20 protein-coding genes and 1 pseudogene are annotated in these 21,245 nt (G+C 62.0%); 12 read left to right on the top strand and 9 right to left on the bottom strand.

The features are described from left to right. The first annotated feature begins 26 nt into the window (after window positions 1–26). From NTD85_RS24180 to NTD85_RS24165, 4 genes are all read left to right on the top strand, one after another. The gene (locus NTD85_RS24180) at window positions 27–1,745 is read left to right on the top strand and encodes a hydrogenase maturation protein (protein WP_262143394.1); all 1,719 of its coding nucleotides are present in this window, start codon (window positions 27–29) and stop codon (window positions 1,743–1,745) included. Window positions 1,746–2,007: 262 nt separating this feature from the next. Then, the gene (locus NTD85_RS24175) at window positions 2,008–2,871 is read left to right on the top strand and encodes a LysR family transcriptional regulator (protein WP_045122483.1); all 864 of its coding nucleotides are present in this window, start codon (window positions 2,008–2,010) and stop codon (window positions 2,869–2,871) included. A 112-nt stretch (window positions 2,872–2,983) separates the two neighbouring features. Further along, window positions 2,984–4,129, top strand: a complete 1,146-nt coding sequence (locus tag NTD85_RS24170; RefSeq protein WP_262143393.1) for a sterol desaturase/SRPBCC family protein — start codon at window positions 2,984–2,986, stop codon at window positions 4,127–4,129. Beyond that, the gene (locus NTD85_RS24165) at window positions 4,126–5,196 is read left to right on the top strand and encodes an SMP-30/gluconolactonase/LRE family protein (RefSeq protein WP_262143392.1); all 1,071 of its coding nucleotides are present in this window, start codon (window positions 4,126–4,128) and stop codon (window positions 5,194–5,196) included. Before NTD85_RS24170 ends, NTD85_RS24165 begins: the two co-directional genes overlap by 4 nt. A 498-nt stretch (window positions 5,197–5,694) precedes the next feature. Here NTD85_RS24165 and NTD85_RS24160 read toward each other — a convergent pair whose 3' ends face one another. Next, window positions 5,695–5,859, bottom strand: a complete 165-nt coding sequence (locus tag NTD85_RS24160; protein ID WP_003225559.1) for a hypothetical protein — start codon at window positions 5,857–5,859, stop codon at window positions 5,695–5,697. Window positions 5,860–5,967: 108 nt separating this feature from the next. Continuing rightward, window positions 5,968–6,210 (bottom strand): DUF465 domain-containing protein, encoded by a 243-nt coding sequence (locus NTD85_RS24155; RefSeq protein ID WP_027613686.1) that lies wholly within the window; start codon window positions 6,208–6,210, stop codon window positions 5,968–5,970. A 204-nt stretch (window positions 6,211–6,414) separates the two neighbouring features. On the opposite strand from NTD85_RS24155, the gene NTD85_RS24150 reads away from it, so the two are divergent. Then, window positions 6,415–6,936 carry a DUF4142 domain-containing protein gene (locus tag NTD85_RS24150; RefSeq protein ID WP_201137443.1) on the top strand — a complete coding sequence of 174 codons (522 nt, stop codon included), beginning with the start codon at window positions 6,415–6,417 and terminating at the stop codon, window positions 6,934–6,936. 65 nt (window positions 6,937–7,001) lie between these two features. Here the strand turns inward: NTD85_RS24150 and NTD85_RS24145 are convergent, their stop codons facing one another. Continuing rightward, entirely contained in the window at window positions 7,002–7,271 is a 270-nt protein-coding gene (locus NTD85_RS24145) for a hypothetical protein (protein WP_262143391.1), read from the bottom strand. Between the two features lie 249 nt (window positions 7,272–7,520). Between NTD85_RS24145 and NTD85_RS24140 the strand changes: the two genes are divergently transcribed. From NTD85_RS24140 to NTD85_RS24115, 6 genes are read left to right on the top strand one after another with little or no spacing between them, the layout of a single operon-like run. After that, a complete protein-coding gene (locus tag NTD85_RS24140; RefSeq protein WP_201137441.1) occupies window positions 7,521–8,372 on the top strand; it encodes an STAS domain-containing protein in 852 nt (283 codons plus the stop codon). Window positions 8,373–8,376: 4 nt separating this feature from the next. After that, window positions 8,377–8,739: an STAS domain-containing protein gene (locus NTD85_RS24135; RefSeq protein ID WP_003225568.1), complete on the top strand. Its 363-nt coding sequence runs from the start codon at window positions 8,377–8,379 to the stop codon at window positions 8,737–8,739. Further along, window positions 8,736–9,140, top strand: coding sequence for an anti-sigma regulatory factor (locus NTD85_RS24130; RefSeq protein WP_003225570.1), 405 nt, complete (start codon window positions 8,736–8,738; stop codon window positions 9,138–9,140). The genes NTD85_RS24135 and NTD85_RS24130 overlap by 4 nt, the downstream gene beginning before the upstream one ends. Further along, window positions 9,137–10,147: an ATP-binding protein gene (locus NTD85_RS24125; protein ID WP_262143422.1), complete on the top strand. Its 1,011-nt coding sequence runs from the start codon at window positions 9,137–9,139 to the stop codon at window positions 10,145–10,147. Before NTD85_RS24130 ends, NTD85_RS24125 begins: the two co-directional genes overlap by 4 nt. Beyond that, entirely contained in the window at window positions 10,140–11,015 is an 876-nt protein-coding gene (locus NTD85_RS24120) for a sensor histidine kinase (protein WP_003225574.1), read from the top strand. The genes NTD85_RS24125 and NTD85_RS24120 overlap by 8 nt, the downstream gene beginning before the upstream one ends. Continuing rightward, on the top strand, window positions 11,005–12,948 hold the full coding sequence (locus NTD85_RS24115) for a response regulator (RefSeq protein ID WP_262143390.1): 1,944 nt from the start codon (window positions 11,005–11,007) through the stop codon (window positions 12,946–12,948). The genes NTD85_RS24120 and NTD85_RS24115 overlap by 11 nt, the downstream gene beginning before the upstream one ends. A 243-nt stretch (window positions 12,949–13,191) precedes the next feature. Here the strand turns inward: NTD85_RS24115 and NTD85_RS24110 are convergent, their stop codons facing one another. The 3 genes from NTD85_RS24110 to NTD85_RS24100 form a co-directional block, all read right to left on the bottom strand. Further along, the gene (locus tag NTD85_RS24110; protein WP_262143389.1) at window positions 13,192–15,825 is read right to left on the bottom strand and encodes an excinuclease ABC subunit UvrA; all 2,634 of its coding nucleotides are present in this window, start codon (window positions 15,823–15,825) and stop codon (window positions 13,192–13,194) included. Between the two features lie 194 nt (window positions 15,826–16,019). Continuing rightward, window positions 16,020–18,131, bottom strand: coding sequence for a PAS domain-containing sensor histidine kinase (locus NTD85_RS24105; RefSeq protein ID WP_262143388.1), 2,112 nt, complete (start codon window positions 18,129–18,131; stop codon window positions 16,020–16,022). Between the two features lie 133 nt (window positions 18,132–18,264). Continuing rightward, window positions 18,265–18,954, bottom strand: a complete 690-nt coding sequence (locus tag NTD85_RS24100) for a GntR family transcriptional regulator (protein WP_045122485.1) — start codon at window positions 18,952–18,954, stop codon at window positions 18,265–18,267. Window positions 18,955–19,044: 90 nt separating this feature from the next. On the opposite strand from NTD85_RS24100, the pseudogene NTD85_RS24095 reads away from it, so the two are divergent. Next, window positions 19,045–19,155, top strand: a pseudogene (locus NTD85_RS24095) (flavin reductase family protein); the annotation flags it as partial. Window positions 19,156–19,319: 164 nt separating this feature from the next. Here NTD85_RS24095 and NTD85_RS24090 read toward each other — a convergent pair. Genes NTD85_RS24090 through NTD85_RS24080 form a run of 3 tightly spaced genes read right to left on the bottom strand, consistent with a single transcriptional unit; the run spans window position 19,320 to window position 21,059 of the window. Then, window positions 19,320–19,979 carry a DUF799 domain-containing protein gene (locus NTD85_RS24090; protein WP_262143387.1) on the bottom strand — a complete coding sequence of 220 codons (660 nt, stop codon included), beginning with the start codon at window positions 19,977–19,979 and terminating at the stop codon, window positions 19,320–19,322. Then, window positions 19,976–20,344 carry a DUF4810 domain-containing protein gene (locus NTD85_RS24085; RefSeq protein ID WP_003225593.1) on the bottom strand — a complete coding sequence of 123 codons (369 nt, stop codon included), beginning with the start codon at window positions 20,342–20,344 and terminating at the stop codon, window positions 19,976–19,978. Before NTD85_RS24085 ends, NTD85_RS24090 begins: the two co-directional genes overlap by 4 nt. Window positions 20,345–20,372: 28 nt before the next feature. Further along, entirely contained in the window at window positions 20,373–21,059 is a 687-nt protein-coding gene (locus tag NTD85_RS24080) for a CsgG/HfaB family protein (RefSeq protein ID WP_262143421.1), read from the bottom strand. Window positions 21,060–21,245 lie beyond the last annotated feature (186 nt).

The raw sequence follows: 21,245 nt of genomic DNA, 5'->3' as shown, positions 1-21,245 counted from the left end.
CGGCTATCCCTTCAAGGAAGAAAACCATGCGATCACTGAAGATTATTCTGCTGTCCTCGGCATTCAACGGCCTGACCCAACGCGCCTGGCTGGAGCTGCGCCAGGCCGGGCACTCGCCCAGCGTTGTGGTGTTCACCGATGAAGCCTCGGTGTGCGAACAGATCGAACACAGCGGCGCCGATCTGGTGATCTGCCCGTTCCTCAAGGACCGCGTGCCGCATGCGCTGTGGAGCAATGCCCGGCGTCCGGTGGTGATCATCCACCCGGGAATCGTCGGCGATCGTGGCGCCAGCGCGCTGGACTGGGCGATCAGCAATGAACTGACGCGCTGGGGCGTGACCGCCCTGCAAGCGGTGGAAGAAATGGACGCCGGCCCGGTCTGGGCCACCTGCGAATTCAATCTGCCCTCGGGCCTGCGCAAGTCCGAGCTGTACAACGGTCGGGTCAGCGATGCGGCGATTCGCTGCATTCGCGAAGTGGTCGAGAAATTCATCGACGGCGTGCAACCGGTCGCACTGGATTACACCGACCCCAAAGTCCGCGGCCGCTTGCAGCCGAACATGAAGCAGGACGACCGTACCTTCAGCTGGCACGACTGTTCGCGCTTCATCAAACGCTGCATCGACGCCGCCGATGGCCAGCCCGGGGTATTGGCGAGTCTGGCCGGCGGGCAGTATTACGTGTACGACGCGCACCTCGATCAGCGCACCGGCATCCCCGGCAAGATTCTCGCGGTACATGACGACGCGGTGCTGGTCGCGACCGGCGATCACAGCCTGTGGATCGGCTCGCTGCGGCGCAAACCGCTACCCGGCGAAGAAACCTTCAAGCAACCGGCGCGGCATGTGCTGGCCGGGCAATTGGCCGGCGTACCAATCCTCGACTGGTCGATTGCCCGCCAGCCGTTCAGCGACGAGGCCTATCAGCCGATCCGCTATCGCGAATCCGGGCATGTCGGTGAGCTGACGTTCGAGTTCTACAACGGCGCGATGAGCACCGAACAGTGCCAGCGCATGGTTGACGCGTTGCGCTGGGCCAAGTCTCGGGACACTCGCGTGCTGTTGATCAAGGGCGGGCGCGGCAGCTTCTCCAACGGTGTGCACCTGAACGTGATCCAGGCCGCGCAGGACCCGGGGGCCGAAGCGTGGGCGAATATTCAGGCGATCGACGATGTCTGCGCCGAACTGCTCAGCGCGCGGCAACTGGTGGTCAGCGGCGTAACGGGCAATGCCGGGGCCGGCGGCGTGATGCTGGCGCTGGCCGCCGACATCGTGTTTGCCCGCGCCGACATCGTGCTCAATCCGCATTACAAGAGCATGGGCCTGTATGGCTCGGAATACTGGACCTACAGCCTGCCCCGCGCCGTCGGCCCGGCGATGGCCGAGCAACTGACCCAGGCCTGTCTGCCGGTCAGTGCCACGCAGGCGCTGCAACTGGGCATGGTCCAGGAAATCGGCCCGCGCTGCCCGGACGAGTTTTCGCTGTGGCTGCTGCAGAGGGCCAACGCAACGCTGAGCGATCCGACCTACGCCGCCGTGCGCGAGCGCAAGTTGCGGGTCGATCAGGTGCTGATCCAGCAGTGCCGGGAAAACGAACTGCAGGAAATGCAGGAAGACATGCTCTACAACCGCAACCAGTTTGCCGAGAAGTGCCGCCACTTCGTCTACAAGCGCAAGGCCTGCGGCACACCGGCGCGGTTGGTGGAAGACTGGGCGCGGGTGCGCAAGGTTGAGTTGGCGGGTTGATCTTGTGGTGAACGGCGAACCTCTTCGCGAGCAAGCCCGCTCCCACAGGGTACGGTGTCGTTCACAAAATCCATGGCCACCGCCCAACCCTGTGGGAGCCGGGCTTGCCCGCGAAGGCGGTGGATCAGGCAATTTTGGTTTGACGGTTCGCGACATCGATGGCCACCGCAGAGCCTTGCAGGAGTGAGCCTGCTCGCGATGAACGATGACGCGGTAGCGAGCCGGCACTTACAATGCGCGCACCTCAGACACCGGCCCGCCCATGGACATCGATCTCGCCCGCACCTTTCTGGAAATCGTTCGCCACGGCAGTCTCGCTGCGGCGGCGCAGAAGCTGTTCGTCACGCAGACGGCGATCACCGCCCGGGTGCAGAAACTTGAAAGTCAGTTGGGCAGCACGCTGTTCGTGCGCAACCGTGCCGGGGCGAAACTGACCGCCAATGGCGAAGCCTTTGTAGTCTATGCCAATCAACTGGTGCAGACCTGGGAAGCCGCGCGGCGTGACCTGCCGCTGCTGGACGGTTATCACAACGTGCTGCACATCGGCGGCGAAGTCAGCCTGTGCAATCCGTTGATGCTCAGTTGGGCCGCCGAACTGCGCGAGAAGATCCCCGGGCATGCCCTGCGCATGGAAATCCGCGACGGCGAAAACCTCCTGCGTCAACTCGAACTTGGCGTGCTCGATGCCGCACTGGTCTATCAGCCCGAATACTGGCCGGGCCTGCAGGTCGAGCAGGTGTTGGAAGAGAAGCTGATTCTGGTGCGTGCGCCGAACCGCCCGGATCCCTACGTCTACATCGACTGGGGTCCAGATTTCCGTCGGCAACACGACGCCGCCCTGCCGGACAAGGCCAAAGCCGCGCTGAGTTTCAACCTCGGCCCGCTGGCCCTGCAATACATCCTCGAACACGGCGGCAGCGGCTACTTCCGCACGCGCGTGGTACGCAGCTATCTGGAAACCGGCGCGCTGGAAGCGGTGACCAAAGCCCCGGAATTCGGTTACCCGACCTATCTGGTGTACGCCCGCGAACGTGACTCGGCCACGCTGCAGCAGGCCTTCGATCTGCTGCGCCAGGTGATCGCCACCGATGACGACTGGTCGCAACGCTGGAACCCGTTGAGCTGAATCGGCCGCTTTACACCGGAGCATGGCGCAAGTGACCTCAAGGTGCGGCCTGCACAAACGGCCGGATCGGCTAATCTGCCGGGTATAACAACAATACCCACAGGTGAACGCAGTGAGGCAGACCACCGAGGCATTCCGCAGCCGCTACCGTGCGGCCATTCATCCGTTGTACAACCCGTGGCTGCATGGCGCCTTCGTGCTGCTGTTCGGCGTGCTGGCGATCGGCTCATTCTGGAGCAGCGCGCATCAGGTACAGCCGCTGGAATGGCTGAGCGTGCCGCTGACCCTGCTGTTCTTCAACTTCGGCGTGTACATGGTTCATCGCCATCTCGGCCATCACAAAAAGACTTTCGCCAGGCTGTTCTACGCCCGGCACGCCGGCGATCATCACAGCTTTTTCACCCCCGGCCACATGACCTATGACGGCGCTCGCGACTGGCGGGTGATTCTGTTTCCGGCCTGGCTGATCGTGGTGCATACGCTAGTCATTACCCTGCCGTTGTGGTGGCTGCTTGCGCAGCTCAATACCAATGTCGCCGGGCTGTTCGGCGGCTGCATGGTGCTGGGCTATCTGGCCTACGAGGTGTTTCACGCCTGCGAGCATTTGCCACCGCACAACCTGCTGACCCGCCTGCCGTGGATCCGTCAGATGCGGCATCTGCACGAGCTGCATCACCGCCGCGAGTGCATGCAGGAGCGTAATTTCAATATCGTTTTCCCGCTGATGGATTACCTGTTCGGCACCCTCTACTGGGAGCCGCAACCCGCCCCGTTGCGCTATTCGAGATCGCCCATGACCCGCATGCAGCATCAGATCGACATCGCCGGCGAGCCGATTGCCGTGCTCCGCTACGCCGCCAGTGTCAGCCACTGGCCCGAGTGGCACCCGTCGTCGCTGAAAATCGACGGCCCGCAAGGCCCGCTGCATGCCGGTGCGCGTTTCGAAGAAGACATTCATGCCGGTGGGCGCGCCGGCCATTTGCGCTGGGAAGTCACCGAGTACCTGCCCGGTCGACGCTGGTGCGCAAAAGCGCGCGGCGATCACGGTTTATCACTGCTGTTGACCTACGAATGCGCGGCCGCAGCCGATGGCACGCGGTTCGTGCGCACCCTGGATTACCAATTCGATGGCCTGGGCATGCGCCTTGCCAATCGCTTGTTGCTCAAGCGCCGCATCGAACGCGAATCGGCGACCTCGATGCAGGCCCTGCGTGATATGGCGCTCAGACACTTGGCGCTGACGGGGCACCGTTCATGAAGCGCCTGCTGTCAGTGCTGGTGATCCTCGTCATCGCGTTTCTGCTGCTGATGCCGACCAAGGTGCAACCGGTGGCGTGGAAGCCGCCAGCGGCGCCGTCTCTGAGCGAAGGGCCGTACGCGGAAAACCAGCGGCTCAAGGCCGCCAAACAGGTAGGCCCGAGCGACATCGACGGCCCCGAAGCATTGCTGCTGGAGGGCGACTTCCTGATCACCGGCCTGCATGACGGGCGACTGATCCGCACCAGCCTTGATGGCAAGGAGCGCAAGGTGCTGACCGACACTGGCGGCCGGCCGCTGGGTCTGGCGCGACATCCCAATGGTTTGCTGGTGATCGCCGACGCGGTCAAAGGTCTGCTGTCGCTCGACGCTCAGGGTCGATTGATTCCTCTGACCACCGAGGCCAATGGCTTGCCCTTCGGTTTTACCGACGATGTGGCGATCGACAAGTCCGGGCACTACGCCTATTTCAGCGACGCCAGCAGCCGCTGGGGCTATGGCCATGACGGCGAAGCGATCATCGAACACGCTGGCGACGGTCGTTTGCTGCGTTATGACTTTCAGACCGGCAAAACCAGCGTACTCCTCGACAAACTGGAGTTTGCCAACGGCGTGACCCTCGGCCCGGATGACGCCTATGTGCTGGTCAACGAAACCGGCGCCTACCGCATCAGCCGCTACTGGCTGACGGGGCCCAAGGCTGGCACCCATGACCTGTTCATCGACAACCTGCCCGGCCTGCCGGACAACCTCGCATTCAACGGCAGCAACCGCTTCTGGGTCGCGCTCTACGCGCCGCGCAGTGCCTTGCTCGATGGCACCGCCGGGCATCCGTTCGTACGCAAGATGATCGTGCGCGCGCTGACGGTATTGCCCAAACCGGTGGAGAAACGCGGGTTTGTCCTGGGGCTGGATCTTGAGGGCAAGGTGATCGCCAATCTGCAGGACGCCAGCAGCGGTAATTACTCGCCGATCACCACGGCACGGGAATATGGGGACTGGCTGTATCTGGGGTCGCTGAAGGCTACGCACATGGCGCGGTTGCCGTTGGCGGATGCATTGAAATGATGCATGGCAAATGTGGGGAGCGGGCTTGCTCGCGAAAGCGGTGTGTCAGGCAACAATGATGTCGCTTGTGCAGGCCTCTTCGCGAGCAAGCCCGCTCCCACACTGGGACTGGGTCAACTTTCACCACGGCGCGGGAATATGGGGACTGGTTGTATCTGGGGTCGCTGAAGGCTACGCACATGGCGCGATTGCCACTGGCTGATGCATTGAAATAATGCATGGCAAATGTGGGAGCGGGACTGGGTCAACTTTCACCACGGCGCGGGAATATGGGGACTGGCTGTATCTGGGGTCGCTGAAGGCCTCGCACATGGCGCGGTTGCCGTTGGCGGATGCATTGAAATGATGCATGGCAAATGTGGGAGCGGGCTTGCTCGCGAAAGCGGTGTGTCAGGCAACAATGATTTCGCCTGTGCAGGCCTCTTCGCGAGCAAGCCCGCTCCCACAGAGGGATTGCATTCCAGTTGTAGGAGTGAGCCTGCTCGCGATAGCGGTCTATCAGTTGCCCGACCTGTCGAACTTGTCCGGATCTTCGTCCTCAGGCAGATCCTCATCCGGCTCTTCGGGGTGGGTGGTGGTGTGCGCCGGGCTGTTGGGTTCGGGATGCGTGGGAACCGGGTCAAAACCGCCCTGCTCTTCACTGGGGAATCTGGGTGTGTTCATTAGGCACCTCGCAATGAGTCGCTAAGTGAAGACTCTGTACATTCGAGGTGCCTGTCGGGGGCTGCGTTCAGTCATTTCACCATCGCGGATCGGTGAAGCGACTGACGGTCAGGATCGAGCCTGTAACTGCGCGACGATCTTGTCTTTGACCTGCAAGCGTTTCTCTTTGAGCTTTTTCAGTGTGTCATCGCTGGGTGCATCCGAGGTCGCCGTCTCGGCCTTGACTACTTCGGCGTCCGCCTGGGAGTACTTGTTGATCAGCGCATCCAGAAACGGATCCTCGGTGCGTTTTTGCTGGACCTCTTCCTTCGTTAGCTTCAAATCCTGATACAGGTCATGAGTCACCGGCATGGAACACCTCCGTCAGTTGATCGGCAGCCAACGCGACCGATTGCGCTGGCAGTTATCAGAATGGCCTTGGTCGGGCCGTTCTGTCGACCTCCTGTCAGACCAGCGGTGGCCGTTCGTCGCCCTGTCGGAAACGCGATCAAACCTTTTCCCGCTCCGCTCCCTCCATTGCATAACGTCAACAAAAACCTGTGTGGAGAAACATCAATGGACGGATTCAACCTGCGTCATCTCGTTTTGGCTGTAGCTCTGAGCACCGGCATGGGCAGTGCCTTCGCCGCCACCTCGAACAGCTTTGTCGACAACGCCGCAGCCGGCGGCATTTCCGAGATTGAAACCAGCCGTCTCGCCCTGGAAAAAAGCCAGTCGGCCGACATCAAGGCCTTCGCCAACATGATGATCACTGACCACAGCAAAGCCAACGATGAGCTGGCCAGCATTGCCCAGGCCCATGACATCAAGGTTCCGGACACCACCACCCTGGTCAAGCAGGCCAAGGAAAAGATCCTCGACATGCGCGATGAATCGTTCGATGCGGCCTACGCCAACAATCAGGTCAAGGCCCACGAAGAAACCATCGAGCTGTTCAAGAAAGAGGCCAACACCGTGACCGACGACAAAGTCAAAGGCGCCCCCGAGCTGAAGGCCTTTGCGCAGAAAATGCTCCCGGCATTGGAAAAACACCTGACCGCCGCCAAAGAGTTGCAGGCCAAACACCCGAGCAAATAGACCGGGCGCTGCACACTAAAAAGGCCGCATTCATTGAATGCGGCCTTTTGTCGTTTCAGAGCGATTTAACCGCCGTCGGTGTCGATGTCGGCATCGGTTTCTTCACCGGGCTTCGGACGATCTGGCTCAGGTTCAAACCCCGGGCTGAACTCGTTGTCGTTATCGGTGTGTTTGTTCTTCTGATCCACCGCCGGATCGGCGCTCTGCGCCTGCTCGGTACCACCCGTGGGTTGGGTTGGCGGGCTCTGTCCTGGCACTTGCGGGTCGATGGCCGGGTCGTTGCGATTGATCGGTTCTGAACCCTGGTTCTGTTGTTGCTTGGTTTGCTCGTTCATGGCTACCTCGTTTTTCACTACCGGCGCGACTGAAACCGGCCGGCCTTGAAGATTCGAAGCCTGGGTAGCGCCAACGTTCAAAACATCGCTGGTTGCCAACTCGCCAACTAGAATACCGTTGCGTTCCATGCCTCAGATCAAAAATATCCTTCCGGACTCGAACAACTATTTCGAACGGCAAAGGTCACTGACTTCGCACCGGTCATTTTTTACAGAACCGGCCCCAATACGCTACGGAGCAACAGGCACATGGCAGCACTGCAGAACAGCACACTCGATGCGATGAAGAACAAACAACCACAACTGCTGGGCGAATGGATCAACGGACTGGAAGCCAGCGGCGCCAACCGCAACCTCAAAGAACACGACCTGCAACAGCAGACCAGCGAATTCCTGCAACTGGTGATCAACGGCCTGCAGGACGACAATGGCACCAACATCAATGCGCCGGGCTGGGAGTCCACCCGCCAGTTCCTCGAAAAGCTCTCCCATAGCCGTGCCCTGCTCGGTCAGGATTCGCAACAGACCGCCAGTTTCATCTTTGCCCTCAAAGGCCCGCTGTTCTCCCTGCTGCAAAGTCACTATCGCGAACAACCCGCGCTGCTGGCCGAACAACTCTGGGAAATTTCCGAGCTGTTCGACGCCTTCGGCTTGCACACCATCCGCACCTTCCAGAAATCCCGCGAGGCGGTGATCAAGCGTCAGCAGGAAGAACTGCTGGAGCTGTCCACTCCGGTGGTCAAGCTGTGGGACGGCGTTCTGGCGCTGCCGATGATCGGCACCCTCGATTCGCAACGTACCCAGGTGGTGATGGAATCGCTCCTGCAACGCATCGTCGACACCGGTTCGGAAATCGCCATCATCGACATCACCGGTGTGCCGACCGTCGACACGCTGGTCGCCCAGCACCTGCTGAAAACCGTGACCGCGATTCGTCTGATGGGTGCGGACTGCATCATCAGCGGCGTACGTCCGCAAATCGCCCAGACCATCGTGCACCTCGGCCTCGACCTGCAAGGTGTGGTGACCAAGGCGAACCTGGCCGACGCACTGAAACTCGCCCTCACTCGCCTGGGCATCAGCCTCGGCCAAGCGGTCTGAGCCGATGGAACGTATCCCGATTCTCCAAATGGGCAAGTTCCTGCTGGTCACCATTCAGGTCGACATGCATGACCAACTCGCCCTCACGTTGCAGGACGACTTGTCCGAGCGCATCAGCAACACCTCGGCGCGTGGCGTGCTGATCGACATCTCGGCGCTGGACATGGTCGACTCGTTCATTGGCCGGATGATCAGCACGATTTCCGCCCTGTCAAAAATCATGGACGCCGAAACCATGCTGGTCGGCATGCAGCCGGCGGTGGCGATCACCCTGGTCGAGCTCGGCCTGACCCTGCCGGGTGTCAGCACCGCACTGAACGTCGAGCGCGGGATGAAACTGCTGCAGGAACGAGTAAACCGGCAATGACCGTACGCAGCAGCGGTACTCAACCCATCCATATCGAGCAGGATGTCGTGCTCGCACGCCAGACCGCCCGCAAACTGGCCACCGAATGCGGGATGCGCCTGATCGACCTGACCAAAATGGTCACGGCGGTCAGCGAACTGGCCCGCAACACCATGGTTTACGGTGGTGGCGGCGACATGGACTGGCAGATTCTCGATGAAGATCACAAGGTCGGTCTGCGCTTGACGTTCCGCGACGAAGGCCCCGGTATTGCCGATATCAAACTGGCGATGACCGACGGCTGGACCTCCGGCAGCGGCATGGGTCTGGGCCTGACCGGGGCAAAACGCCTGGTTGAGGAGTTCGAACTGGACACCGAGCCGGGCAAGGGCACGCGAATAACGATCACCCGATGGACATGAATATTGCAGGGTCGTTGACCCAGGTGCTGCTGATCGAAGACAGCAGCCAGATCGGCCATGCCCGGCGCACCGCGCAACGGCTGGCCGAGCAACACGGCTTTGATGCAACCGATGCCGGGCGGGTGGCGCTGGTCGCCACCGAACTGGCGAGCAATGTGCTCAAGCATGCCAGCCGCGGCGAAGTTCACCTGCGCCTGCTGCCGCGCCCCGGCGGATTCGGCATCGAGATGCTCGCGGTTGATCGCGCCCAGGGTTTTGATCTGGACGCCTGCCTGACCGATGGCTTTTCCACCGGCGGCACCCAAGGCATTGGCCTGGGTGCCGTGGCGCGGCAGACCGAAGTCTTCGACGTCCATGCCGACGCCCGTGGCGCGGTGCTGCTGGCGCGCTTATACCCGCGCGGCGACCGTCAACCGGACTTGCGCTACGGCGTCAGCCAGCACTCGTTGCACAACGATCCGGCGTGCGGCGACACCTGGCACCTGGCGTACAACGGCGCCAACGTCAGTGCGCTGATCATCGATGGCCTCGGCCACGGTGAGGATGCCGAGCGCGCGGCCAAGGCCGGCGAGCGGGTGTTCGCCGCGACCCCGTTCGCCAGCCCGGTGCTGCTGATGGAGGACATGCACCGCGACATGATCGGCAGCCGTGGCGGCGCCGCAGCGTTCGCCCAGTTCAATGCCGCCCGCGACGGCCTGACCTTTACTGGCGTGGGCAACATCGGCGCCAGCCTGATCACCGCCGACAAGTCGCGGGGGCTGGCCTCGCATCCGGGCATCGTCGGCGGCCAATACCGGAAAGCCCAGCCTTTTGACTATGCTCACGTGAACGGACATCTATTGATCATGTACAGCGACGGCTTGCAGTCCCGTTGGAATCTTCAAAACTATCCCGGCCTGGTGCACCGCCATCCCGCCGTGATAGCCAGCGTCCTGCACCGCGACTTCTGTCGCGGGCGCGACGACGTAACGGTGCTGGTCGTTGCCCTGGAGGCCGCCCATGGCTGAGTCGCCAACCCTGAACCCCGCCGAGCAGGCTGCGCTGATTGCCCAGTTGCAGAGCGAGACCGCCGCCCTGCGCGAAGAACTCGACGAAACCAACCAGGGCGTGCTGGCGCTCTACGCCGAACTCGATACCCAGGCGGAAGAGCTGAAGCAAGCCTCGGACCTGAAAAGCCGTTTCCTGTCGTACATGAGCCATGAGTTCCGCACCCCGCTGGGCTCAATCCTGAGCATCAACAGTTTGCTGGCCGACGAACTCGACGGCCCGCTCAGCCCCGAGCAGCACAAGCAGGTGGCATTCGTCAGCAGCGCCGCCCGTGAACTCAGCGACATGGTCGATGACTTGCTCGATCTGGCGAAGATCGAAGCCGGGCGAATCACCATTTCACCGGCGTGGTTCGACATGTTCGACCTGTTTTCCGCCCTGCGCGGGATGTTCCGGCCGATCGTCGATGCCTCGGCGGTGGACCTGATCTTCGAAGAACCGGTCGGCCTGCCGCGCCTGTACACCGACGACAAGAAACTCGCGCAGATTCTGCGCAATTTCATTTCCAACTCGTTGAAGTTCACCACCCGTGGCGAAGTGCGAGTCTCGGCGCGCCTGGAAGGCTCGGACAAAGTACGTTTTGCCGTCAGCGACACCGGTATCGGTATCGCGCCGGAGCTGCATGGTGCATTGTTCGAGGACTTCTCGCAGGTCGACTCGCCATTGCAGAAACGCCTGCGTGGTACCGGCCTCGGCTTGTCGCTGTGCAAGCGCTTCGCGGCGCTGCTCGGCGGCGAGGTCGGGATGGACAGCACACCGGGGGTCGGCTCGACCTTTTTCGTGATCATTCCACTGGCGCTCGCCTTGGAGAACGTCGATGAAACGTGACATCCGTCTGTTGATCGTCGACGACAACGTCGCCACCCGCTACGCCTTGCGCCGGCGCCTGGAGCGCCATGGCTACGAAGTGCTGGAGGCCGGCACCGGCAGCGAGGGCCTGGCGCTGATCGCGAGCGAGCCGCTCGATGCGCTGATCCTCGACGTCAACCTGCCGGACATGAGCGGCTTCGACATCGTGCGCATCTTGCGCGCCGATGCACGTACTGCGTTGCTGCCGGTGATCCACGTGTCCGCCGCGTCGATTCAGACGGGCGACATCATCACCGGCCTCGACGCCGGCGCCGATGCCTACCTGATTCACCCGGTGGACCCGGACGTCTTGCTGGCGACCCTGCGCACCCTGCTGCGGGTGCGCGACACGGAAAACGCGCTGCGTGAAAGCGAGGCACGCTTTCGCGAGATTTTCGTCAACGTCTCGGCGCCAATTGCCGTACTCGATGCCAACTTGAAGGTGCATGAGTGCAACCACGCCTTCACGCAGATGATTCAGGACAATCGCAACCCCGAAACCCTGAGCGAATGCTTCGACGAAGACCAGGGCGCGATCCTCAATGAGCTGCGCCTGCGGCTGGTCGATGGCGAGCGCTGGAAAGGCACGTTGAACATGCGCGTGCAGGGCGAGATCCGCGAAACCGAGTGGCAGATTTCGCCGTACCGCACGCCGCAGTTGAGCCTGGTGTTTGTCGAGGACGTCACTGAACACCGCCGTCGCGAGCGCTCGCATCTGGCGCAACTGGATGACACCACCACGCAACTGGCCAAGGAAGTCGCCGAGCGCGTGCGCGCCGAATCACAACTGCTGCAAGTGCAGAAAATGGACGCGCTAGGCAAACTCACCGGCGGCATCGCCCACGACTTCAACAACCTGCTGACCGGGATCATCACCAGCCTTGAGCTGATTCAGAAACGCACAGCCGACGCGAGGCCGGACAAGGTGCAGTTCTACGCCGAAGCGGCACTCAATTCGGCGATGAGCGCGGCGTCCCTCACCCATCGCCTGCTGGCCTTCGCCCGCCAACAGCCGCTGGACACGCGGCCGGTAGACATCAACGAGCAGGTGCGCTCACTGGAAGAATTACTGGTGCGTACCATCGGCGAACGCATCACCCTCAAGCTTGAACTGACCAGCAAACCGGCGATTGCCCTGGTCGATCCGGTGCAGCTGGAAAGCGCGGTGCTGAACCTGGTAATCAACGCCCGCGATGCGCTGCCCAAGGGCGGCAATATCTGGGTCAACACCTATGCCGCGTACTCCCATGGCGATCCGAACATGGCCGATGGCGCGTATGTTGCGTTGTCGGTACGCGACGACGGCACCGGCATCGAGCACAGTGTGATCGACAAGGTGTTCGACCCGTTCTTCACCACCAAGCCGCTGGGTCAGGGCACCGGGTTGGGGCTGTCGACCATCTACGGTTTCGCTCGCCAGTCCGGTGGCGATGCACATATCCGCAGCGTGGCAAGGCGTGGTACGGAAGTGACGATCATGCTGCCGGCCACCAGTGACCCGACCGGAGCTGATATCGCGCCAGTGGTTGTCGATCCGCAGGGCTCGGGCGAGCATGTGCTGATTGTCGAGGACATGCCGGCGGTGCGCATGTTCGTCACCGAAGTGCTGGAGGATGCCGGTTATCGCTGCACCCAGGCGGCGGATATCGAAACCGCACTGGAGCGTTTGCAGAATGACCCGACGATCAACCTGCTGCTAAGCGACGTTGGCCTGCCGCGCATGAGTGGCCGCGAGCTGGCGGACGTGGCGCGGGGCTGGCGTGACGGCTTGCCGATCCTGTTCATGACCGGTTATGCCGAAACCGCGATCAATCGTCAGGTGTTCCTCGGCAGCGGCATGGATATGCTGGTCAAGCCCTTCCAGATCAGCGAACTGCTGGACAAGGTCCGCCGCACGCTTGATGGTGCCTGACACACCGCCTTCGCGAGCAAGCTCGCTCCCACATTGGATCTGTGGTGATCAACTACCGTGAGCACACCACAAAATCCTGTGGGAGCGAGCTTGCTCGCGAAGGCGTCGGTACATCCAGCATCATCATTGCCTGACACACCGCTTTCGCTGGCAAGCCAGCTCCCACACTGGATCTGTGTTGATCACCAACCGTGTGCACACTCAAAACCTGTGGGAGCCAGCCTGCTGGCGATGGGGCGGGTGCTATCGGCTCAAGGCCCGCGCCAGAAACGGCGCCGTGCGGCTCTTCTTGCTCGCTGCGACTTTCTGCGGCGTGCCAGCCACAACAATCCTGCCGCCCTGATCCCCGGCCCCCGGGCCGATGTCGATCACCCAGTCACTCTGTGCGACCACGCGCATTTCATGCTCGACCACGATCACCGTGTGTCCTGCCGTGACCAGCGTATCCAGTTGCTCCAACAACCGATCGACGTCACGCGGATGCAGCCCGGTGGTCGGCTCGTCCAGCACATACAAGGTCGCGCCGCGCTGATTGCGCTGCAACTCGGTGGCCAGTTTGATCCGTTGCGCCTCGCCACCCGACAACTCGGTGGCCGGTTGGCCCAGACGCAGATATCCGAGGCCAATATCCCTCAGCACCTCCAGCGAACGACGAATCCCCGGCTGCTCGGCAAACACCTCGACCGCTTCATCCACGGTCAGTTGCAACACCTGCGCGATGCTCAGGCCTTGCCACTCAATCGCCAACGTCTGCGGGTTGTAGCGCGCGCCATGACAGGTCGGGCACGGCGCATACACGCTGGGCATGAACAGCAACTCGACGCTGACAAAACCCTCGCCCTCGCAAGTCGGGCAGCGGCCCTTGGCGACGTTGAAGGAAAACTGCCCGGCGTCATACCCCGCCGCCCGTGCCTCGGGCGTGGCGGCGAACAGCTTGCGCACGTTGTCGAACAGCCCGGTGTAGGTCGCCAGGTTGGAGCGTGGCGTGCGGCCGATGGGTTTTTGATCGACCTGGACCAGGCGCTTGATCGTCTCCAGCCCCGCCGTCACCTGACCGCTGCTGGCCTGTGGCGCATCGTCTTCCAGGCTGAGCTCCTCCGGCTCGTCCTCAACCACCGTCCGCCCGAGTTGCGCGCCGACCAGCTCCAGCAACGCCTTACTGACCAGACTCGACTTGCCCGAACCGGAAACCCCGGTCACCGAGGTGAAACAGCCCAGTGGAAATTCAGCGCTGAGGTTGTGCAGGTTATTGCGGCTGATGCCATCGAGTTTCAGCCACCCGGTCGGCTTGCGCACAGTGCGGACCTGCCGCTGGCTTTCCGCGAACAGATAGGCGCGGGTCTGCGACGCTGCAACCTCGGCCAGCCCGGCCGGCGGGCCGCTGTACAACACCTGCCCACCCTTCTCGCCCGCTGCCGGGCCGACGTCGATCAGCCAGTCGGCGCGGCGCATGGTTTCCAGATCGTGCTCGACCACAAACAGCGTATTGCCGTCGGCCTTCAAGCGCTGCAAGGCTTCGAACAGCGCCTCGCCATCGGCCGGATGCAGACCGGCGGACGGCTCGTCGAGCACATAGATCACGCCGAACAACTGCGAACCCAATTGCGTCGCCAGACGCAGACGCTGCAGCTCGCCGGACGACAGCGTCGGCGTGCTGCGCTCCAGCGCCAGATAACCGAGACCCAGATCGGTCAGGGTGCTGACCCGTTCCAGCAAGTCCTCGGCAATCCGTTGCGCCGCCAAGCGTTTTTCCAGCGACAGGTTCGGTGTGTGGCGCACGTCCGGCGCACTTGCATGGCCGCTGGCACCATGAGCGACACGCTGCTGGCGGGCCTCACGGGTTTGCGCATGACTGAGGGTTTCGCCGCTTTCCTCGGACTGCTGCAGATACGTTGCAGCTGCGACTGGCCGCAGTACTTCGGCCACTTGCAGCAACGGCATCTGCGACAGTTCACCGATGTCGTAACCGGCAAAGGTCACCGACAACGCTTCACGCTTGAGGCGCTTGCCGTCGCACAACGGGCACGGGCTGCCGAGCACGAACTGCGAAACACGCTTCTTCATCAGCGCACTTTGCGAGTGGGTGAAGGTGTGCAGGATGTAGCGGCGGGCGCCGGTGAAGGTGCCCTGATAACTCGGCTCCATCTTGCGCTTGAGGGCGACCCGGGTTTCTTCCGGGGTCAGCCCGGCGTACACCGGCACGGTCGGGGTTTCTTCGGTAAACAGAATCCAGTCACGCTGTTTTTTCGGCAGTTTCTTCCAGGGGATATCGACGTCGATGCCCATGGTCACGAGGATGTCGCGCAGGTTCTGCCCTTGCCAGGCCAGCGGCCAGGAGGCCACGGCGCGTTGGCGGATGGTCAGGTTCGGATCGGGCACCATCAGCGCCTCGGTCACCTCATAGACTCGCCCAAGGCCATGGCACTCGGGGCACGCACCCTGTGGCGTGTTCGGCGAAAAATCCTCGGCGTAGAGCATCGGCTGCCCCGGCGGGTAACTGCCGGCGCGGGAATAGAGCATGCGGATCAGGCTCGACAAAGTGGTCACGCTGCCCACCGACGAACGCGTGCTCGGCGTGCCACGCTGCTGTTGCAGGGCCACGGCCGGCGGCAGGCCTTCGATGGAATCGACATCCGGCACGCCAACCTGGTCGATCAGCCGCCGCGCATACGGCGCCACCGACTCGAAATAGCGGCGTTGGGCTTCAGCGTACAGCGTCGAAAAGGCCAACGACGACTTGCCCGAACCGGATACACCGGTGAACACCACCAGCGCATCGCGGGGGATATCGACGTCGACGTTTTTCAGATTATGTTCCCGGGCGCCACGCACCCGAACCATGCCGGAGGGTGCCTTGGAATTACGCTTGGAAGTCATTGGCGGGCCTTGATCGGAAAATGTAAGTCGAACCCAAAACCTGTGGCGAGGGAGCTTGCTCCCGCTGGGCTGCGAAGCGGCCCCAAATCCAGACGAATCAACCCGGCAGGTAAACTGCGGTTCCCGGGTTTACGACTGCTGCGCAGCCGAGCGGGAGCAAGCTCCCTCGCCACAGGGAATTGGGAATTAGCCAGTCAGGCACTGAGCACCGAGCGAATCATTTGCAACAACGCCTGCGGGCCATACGGTTTGCCCAGCAAGTGCGTGTCCGGGCTCAACTGGTGGTTGCGCGAGATGATGTCGCGGGTGTGGCCGGAGGTGAACAGCACAGCCACTGCTGGCCTCTGCACCTTGGCCCACGCGGCCAGATCAGAACTTTTGATCAGCCCCGGCATCACCACGTCGGTGAAAATCAGATCCACCTTCGCGCCGTCCAGCAGCATCTGCATCGCCACGTCGCCATTGCCGGCGGTCAGCACGCGGTAACCCTCTTCGCGCAGCAACTCCACGGCCGAGGCGCGCACCGCGTCGTTGTCCTCGACCACCAGAATGGTTTCATGGCCACCGCCCTGCTGCTTGCCGAGGCTCGGTGACTCTTCGAGGATCGGGCGCAGGCTGCGCGGAAAGTACAATTGCACTCGAGTGCCTTCGCCCACGGTGCTTTCGATCTCGACGTGGCCGCCACTCTGTTTGACGAAGCCGAACACCATGCTCAAACCGAGCCCGGTGCCCTGACCATCGGCCTTGGTGGTGAAGAACGGCTCGAACACTTGCTCGAGCATTTGCGGTGCAATGCCGACGCCGGTATCGCTGACCATCACCCGCACGAAATCGCCGGCAACGATGCCTTTGCCGGTGCAAAAGCTGCTGTCCAGCCGAGTATTGACGGCGCTGAGGACAATGGTGCCCTCGCCCTTCATCGCGTCCCGGGCGTTGATCGCCAGGTTGAGAATGGCGTTTTCCAGTTGATTGCGGTCGACGTTGATGTGCCACGGCTCATGCGGCAATTGCACGTCGATTTGAATGGTCTCACCGAGGGCGCGTTGCAGCAGTTCGCCAACACCATCGAAGATCTGCCGTGGATCGCAGACCGCCGGTGACAACGGCTGACGCCGGGCGAAGGCGAGCAATTGCGACGACAGCTTGGCCCCACGCTCGACCGCCGCCAGCGACGCGTTGACCCGCCGTTGCACGTTGGCATTGTCCGGCTCATGCCGCGCCAGCAGGTGCAGATTGCCGGCGATCACCTGCAGCAGGTTGTTGAAGTCGTGGGCCACGCCGCCGGTCAGTCCGCCGATGGCTTCGAGCTTCTGCGACTGACGCAATTGCTCCTCGGCCGCCAGCCGCGCCCCGACTTCATCGGCCACACGCTGTTCGAGGTTGCGGGTGAATTTGAGCAGGGACTCTTCGGCGTTCTTGCGCTCGTGAATGTCGATCAACACCCCGGGGAATCGAAACGGCGAACCGTGTTCGTCGAACTCGCAGGCGCCGCTGGCCAGCACCCACAGATAACTGCCGTCCGGGCGCTGTACCCGGTACTCGGCGTTGTAGGGCTCACCGGTCTGCAGCGAATGGCTGACCCGATCATTCACCCACGCCAGATCATCTGCGTGGATCCGCGCTTCGCAGTAGGACTGCGGCAGATTGCTCAGGTCCTGACCCGGTGGATACGAAAACGTGCGGGCGAAACGCTCGTCCGCCGACAACACATTGTTCTTCACGTCCCAGACAAACGAGCCAAGCAAAGCCCCGGCATTCAGTGCCAGACGTACCCGCTCATTGTCGGCGCGATAGGCATCTTCAGCCGCCTGACGCAGGCGCTCGGAGCGCACTAAGTCGGTGGTCTCGACCACCATCGCCATTACCCCGGCCGGCACACCGTCATCGTTGGCCACCGGGCTGTAATACAGATCCATCCAGACGTCTTCGGGCACGCCATCACGCAACAGCACCAGTTCCTTGTTGCGAAACGACAAGGTGCCACCCGCCAGGCAGGTATCGACCACATGCCGATTGAATTCGGCGACTTCCGGCCAGCCCAGTTCCACCGGCACCCCCAGCAGATACGGGTGGCGGCCACCGGCAAACTGCGAGTAGGCGTCGTTGTAGATCATGTAGCCGGCGCGGCCCCAGAGCATCACCATCGGCAAGGGGGACGCCAGCATCAACTGCACGGCGCTGCACAGACTGGCGGGCCAGGCGTCCAGCGGGCCGAGTTCGGTCTGACTCCAGTCGAACGCACAAATGCGCCCGGCCATCTCGCCTTTCCAGCCCTCACAACCGTGGCTATCGGATAAAAACTGCATCGATTGACTCGGTGTCCTGTGGTGTTTGCCCGATACATCGCGACGGCAGAACGCCGTGACGCCCGTCTGTTTCGAGCGTCACCGGCCGTAATGGTTTCATTAGGTTATAGCCGATTTCACACCCGATTCGACTTTAAACCCCGATCAGGTGCTTGAGCGGATGGTAGCCAGTTTTCATCTTCGCCGCGACGTCGAGAATCGCCTTCTCGATGCCGTTCAAATGCGTGCAGGTCAGTTCGATGGCGGCGCTCTGGTCACCCGCTTCAATGTATTCGATCAGGCGCAAATGTTCGTTGTCGCGGCAGGCTTCATGGCTGTCGTCATCCAGCGCGGCGACGTACAGCGAGGCGCGGGAAATCAGCTTCTGGAACCAGTCGAGCAGCACCGGGTTATTGAGGCTGCGCGCCAGTTTGAGGTGGAACTCTCCGAGCAGGTAAATCAGTTGCTCGTGATCGCCCGCCGCGTGGGCTGCGTCTTCCAGTAGCAGGTGCTCGCGCAAGACCTGCATGGCGGCGGTGTCCTTGCGCCGACAGAGTTCGGTGACCATACCGATCTCGATCAGCCGGCGGGTTTCGAACAGCGAGCGGATCTCTTCGTTGCTCGGCAGCGACACCGATGCACCTTTATTGGGCTCGGTGGTGACCAGCCCCTCGGCTTCCAGTTGCTTGAGCGCGGCGCGTACCGACGTGCGGCTGACATTGAACAGTTCGGCCAGCGACGCTTCGCCCAGCTTCATCCCCGGACGCAGCGAACGCTTGCTGATCGCCTGGTAAATCCCTTGGTAGACGCGGTCGACCGTGGTTTCCAGTTTCTTCTCGGTCATTCGAACACTCCTTTAGCCTCGGGCGAACACGGTGTTCCAGCGTTATGCGCCGTTGCACAGATAAGTGTGGCGCAGGATATCGCCTTCGGCGTCGAGATGCAGGGTCTGGATACGATTGGTCGGCGGGATGATTTCGATTTGCCGACCCGCTCATTGCAAGCGTGGACGGAAGCACCGGGCGTTGGCGAGCGGTTTTGGCCGACGCCAAATAAATCGGCTGAGAAATGCCTTCCCCTTGTGGGAGCGGGCTTGCTCGCGAAAGCGGTGTGTCAGTTGGCAAATAAGTGGCTGACACACCGTCTTCGTCGGAACGCCGCCCGGAGCAAGCCCGCTCCCACAGGAGATTTCAGGCGTGCCGGTAATTGTCAGTCAGTACCGTACTTCGGCGAACGCGGGCCATACAGCAGGCCTGCGCGCTGACCGGCCGACAACAGGCGATTGCTCGCCACCCCGGCAATCGGGTATCCGGCATCGGTCGAACTGTTGATCACCTGCTTTACCGCGGCGGTGATCAGCATGCCGATCAGTCCGCCACCACTGTTGTTGCCGCCCTCTTCGCTCGACGCCCGTGCCGAACCGGTCCACAGCGTGGTGCCGGATTTCAGATCCACCAGTCTGGCGGTGGCGGTCACGGCGGTTTCGCTGCTGATGACCATGTAGCGCGTGCCGTACTCGGTCACGGTGATGTACAGCGCAGCGTCGGCGCCGAAGATTTCCTTCAGCTTGTTGGCCGGTGCCTGATGAATGTCATCCGGCGTGGTCAGGCCGTTCTGGCGGAAAGTTTCATCCACCAGAGTGATCGGCAGCACGTAGTAACCGGCTTCGGCCAATGGGAACGTCACCTGCGACAGCAAGCTGTAGGAAGCCTTGACGTCCGGCGAGGTGTTCAGCGGTGGCAGCACCAGAATGGTCTTCGGGCGCGCCTGCTTGTACGCCGAATAGTCGACGGTTTTCGGTGCGACGCAGCCACCGAGCACGGTCAGGGCCAATCCGGCGGCCAGCAGTTTAAGGGTACGCGAGATCATTTGGCGTCTCCGGTCTTGGCGTTTTTAAGCAGAAAATCCATGTACGGGCCGGACTCGGGGAACAGCGCTTTCTCGGTGCGGAACTGCTGCACCATCTGATCGTCCTTGCCCATGCTCAGGTACAGCAGGCCCAAGTGCGCGTGGTAACCCGGCGGTACGGCCTTGCCGGTGGAACGGATCTTCTGCAGGTCGCGCTCCAGCACTTCGGCCTGGGCTTCTTTTGGCTCTTCGCCTTTGAAGTATTCGTAAACCTGCGGTTGGTAATCTTCCCACTGGTACAGGGTTTTCGGGCTGCTGCAACCGGCCAGCAAGGCGCTGGCGGCCAGCGTCAGGGCCAGCAGCGACCGCGACAAAGTCAGATTCATGGGTGTTGCTCCTTGCAATGGGTGTCGATCAGTTACCCGGTTTCCAGGCGCCGGCATTCATGCCATCAACCAGACGATTGATCGCCTCGCGCATGGCCAGATCGAGGACTTTGCCGTTGAGGGTGGAGTCGTACGCGGCGGTGCCGCCGAAGCCGATGATTTCACGGTTGGACAAGGCGTATTCGCCGGCGCCCTGAGTCGAATACACCACTTCGGACGTGCTGATGTTGACGATGTTCAGGTTGACCTTGGCGTAGGCGACCTGGGTCTTGCCACGGCCGAGAATGCCGAACAGCTGGTGGTCGCCGGTTTCCTTGCGGCCGAACTCGGTGACGTCACCGGTGACCACGTAGTCGGCGCCCTTGAGGCGCTGGGCCTGGCCCTTGATCGCCGCTTCCTGCTGGATCTCGCCCATGTTGTCGCGATCCAGTACCGAGAAACGGTTGGTCTGCTGCAAGTGAGTGATCAGGATGGTCTTGGCCTGGCCACCGAGACGATCAACGCCATCGGAGAAAATCCCGCGCATGTAGCTGGAGCGGTTATCGAACTTGCCCACCGCCATCGGTACGCGAGCACCGGTCCAGGCTTGCGTGGCGCTCTCGACCTTGGCCACCGGCAGTGCGCGGGAGCTTTCGGTGGCGCAGCCGGCAAGGGAGCCGGCGATAGTGCCGAGCACGGCAATCGCAACGCCTGAGACCAACATCCGGGAGATCATTCTCACTGTGCATTCCTTCTGAAAAAAACGGTGTGTCCCGGCACGGCAAGGCGGTGGGGAGCGGAAAAGGGGCGGCATTATGACAAAGTGCCATCATTGGCGACAGATATTTTTGACGCCAATGAATTGGCTTGTCTGGACGCACACAAATCCCCTGTGGGAGCGGGCTTGCTCGCGAAGGCGTTC

Origin of the sequence: Pseudomonas sp. 13B_3.2_Bac1 (genome assembly GCF_025466205.1) — a bacterium.
Lineage (GTDB): Bacteria > Pseudomonadota > Gammaproteobacteria > Pseudomonadales > Pseudomonadaceae > Aquipseudomonas > Aquipseudomonas fluorescens_H.
This window is presented reverse-complemented; position numbering and strand designations above follow the sequence as displayed.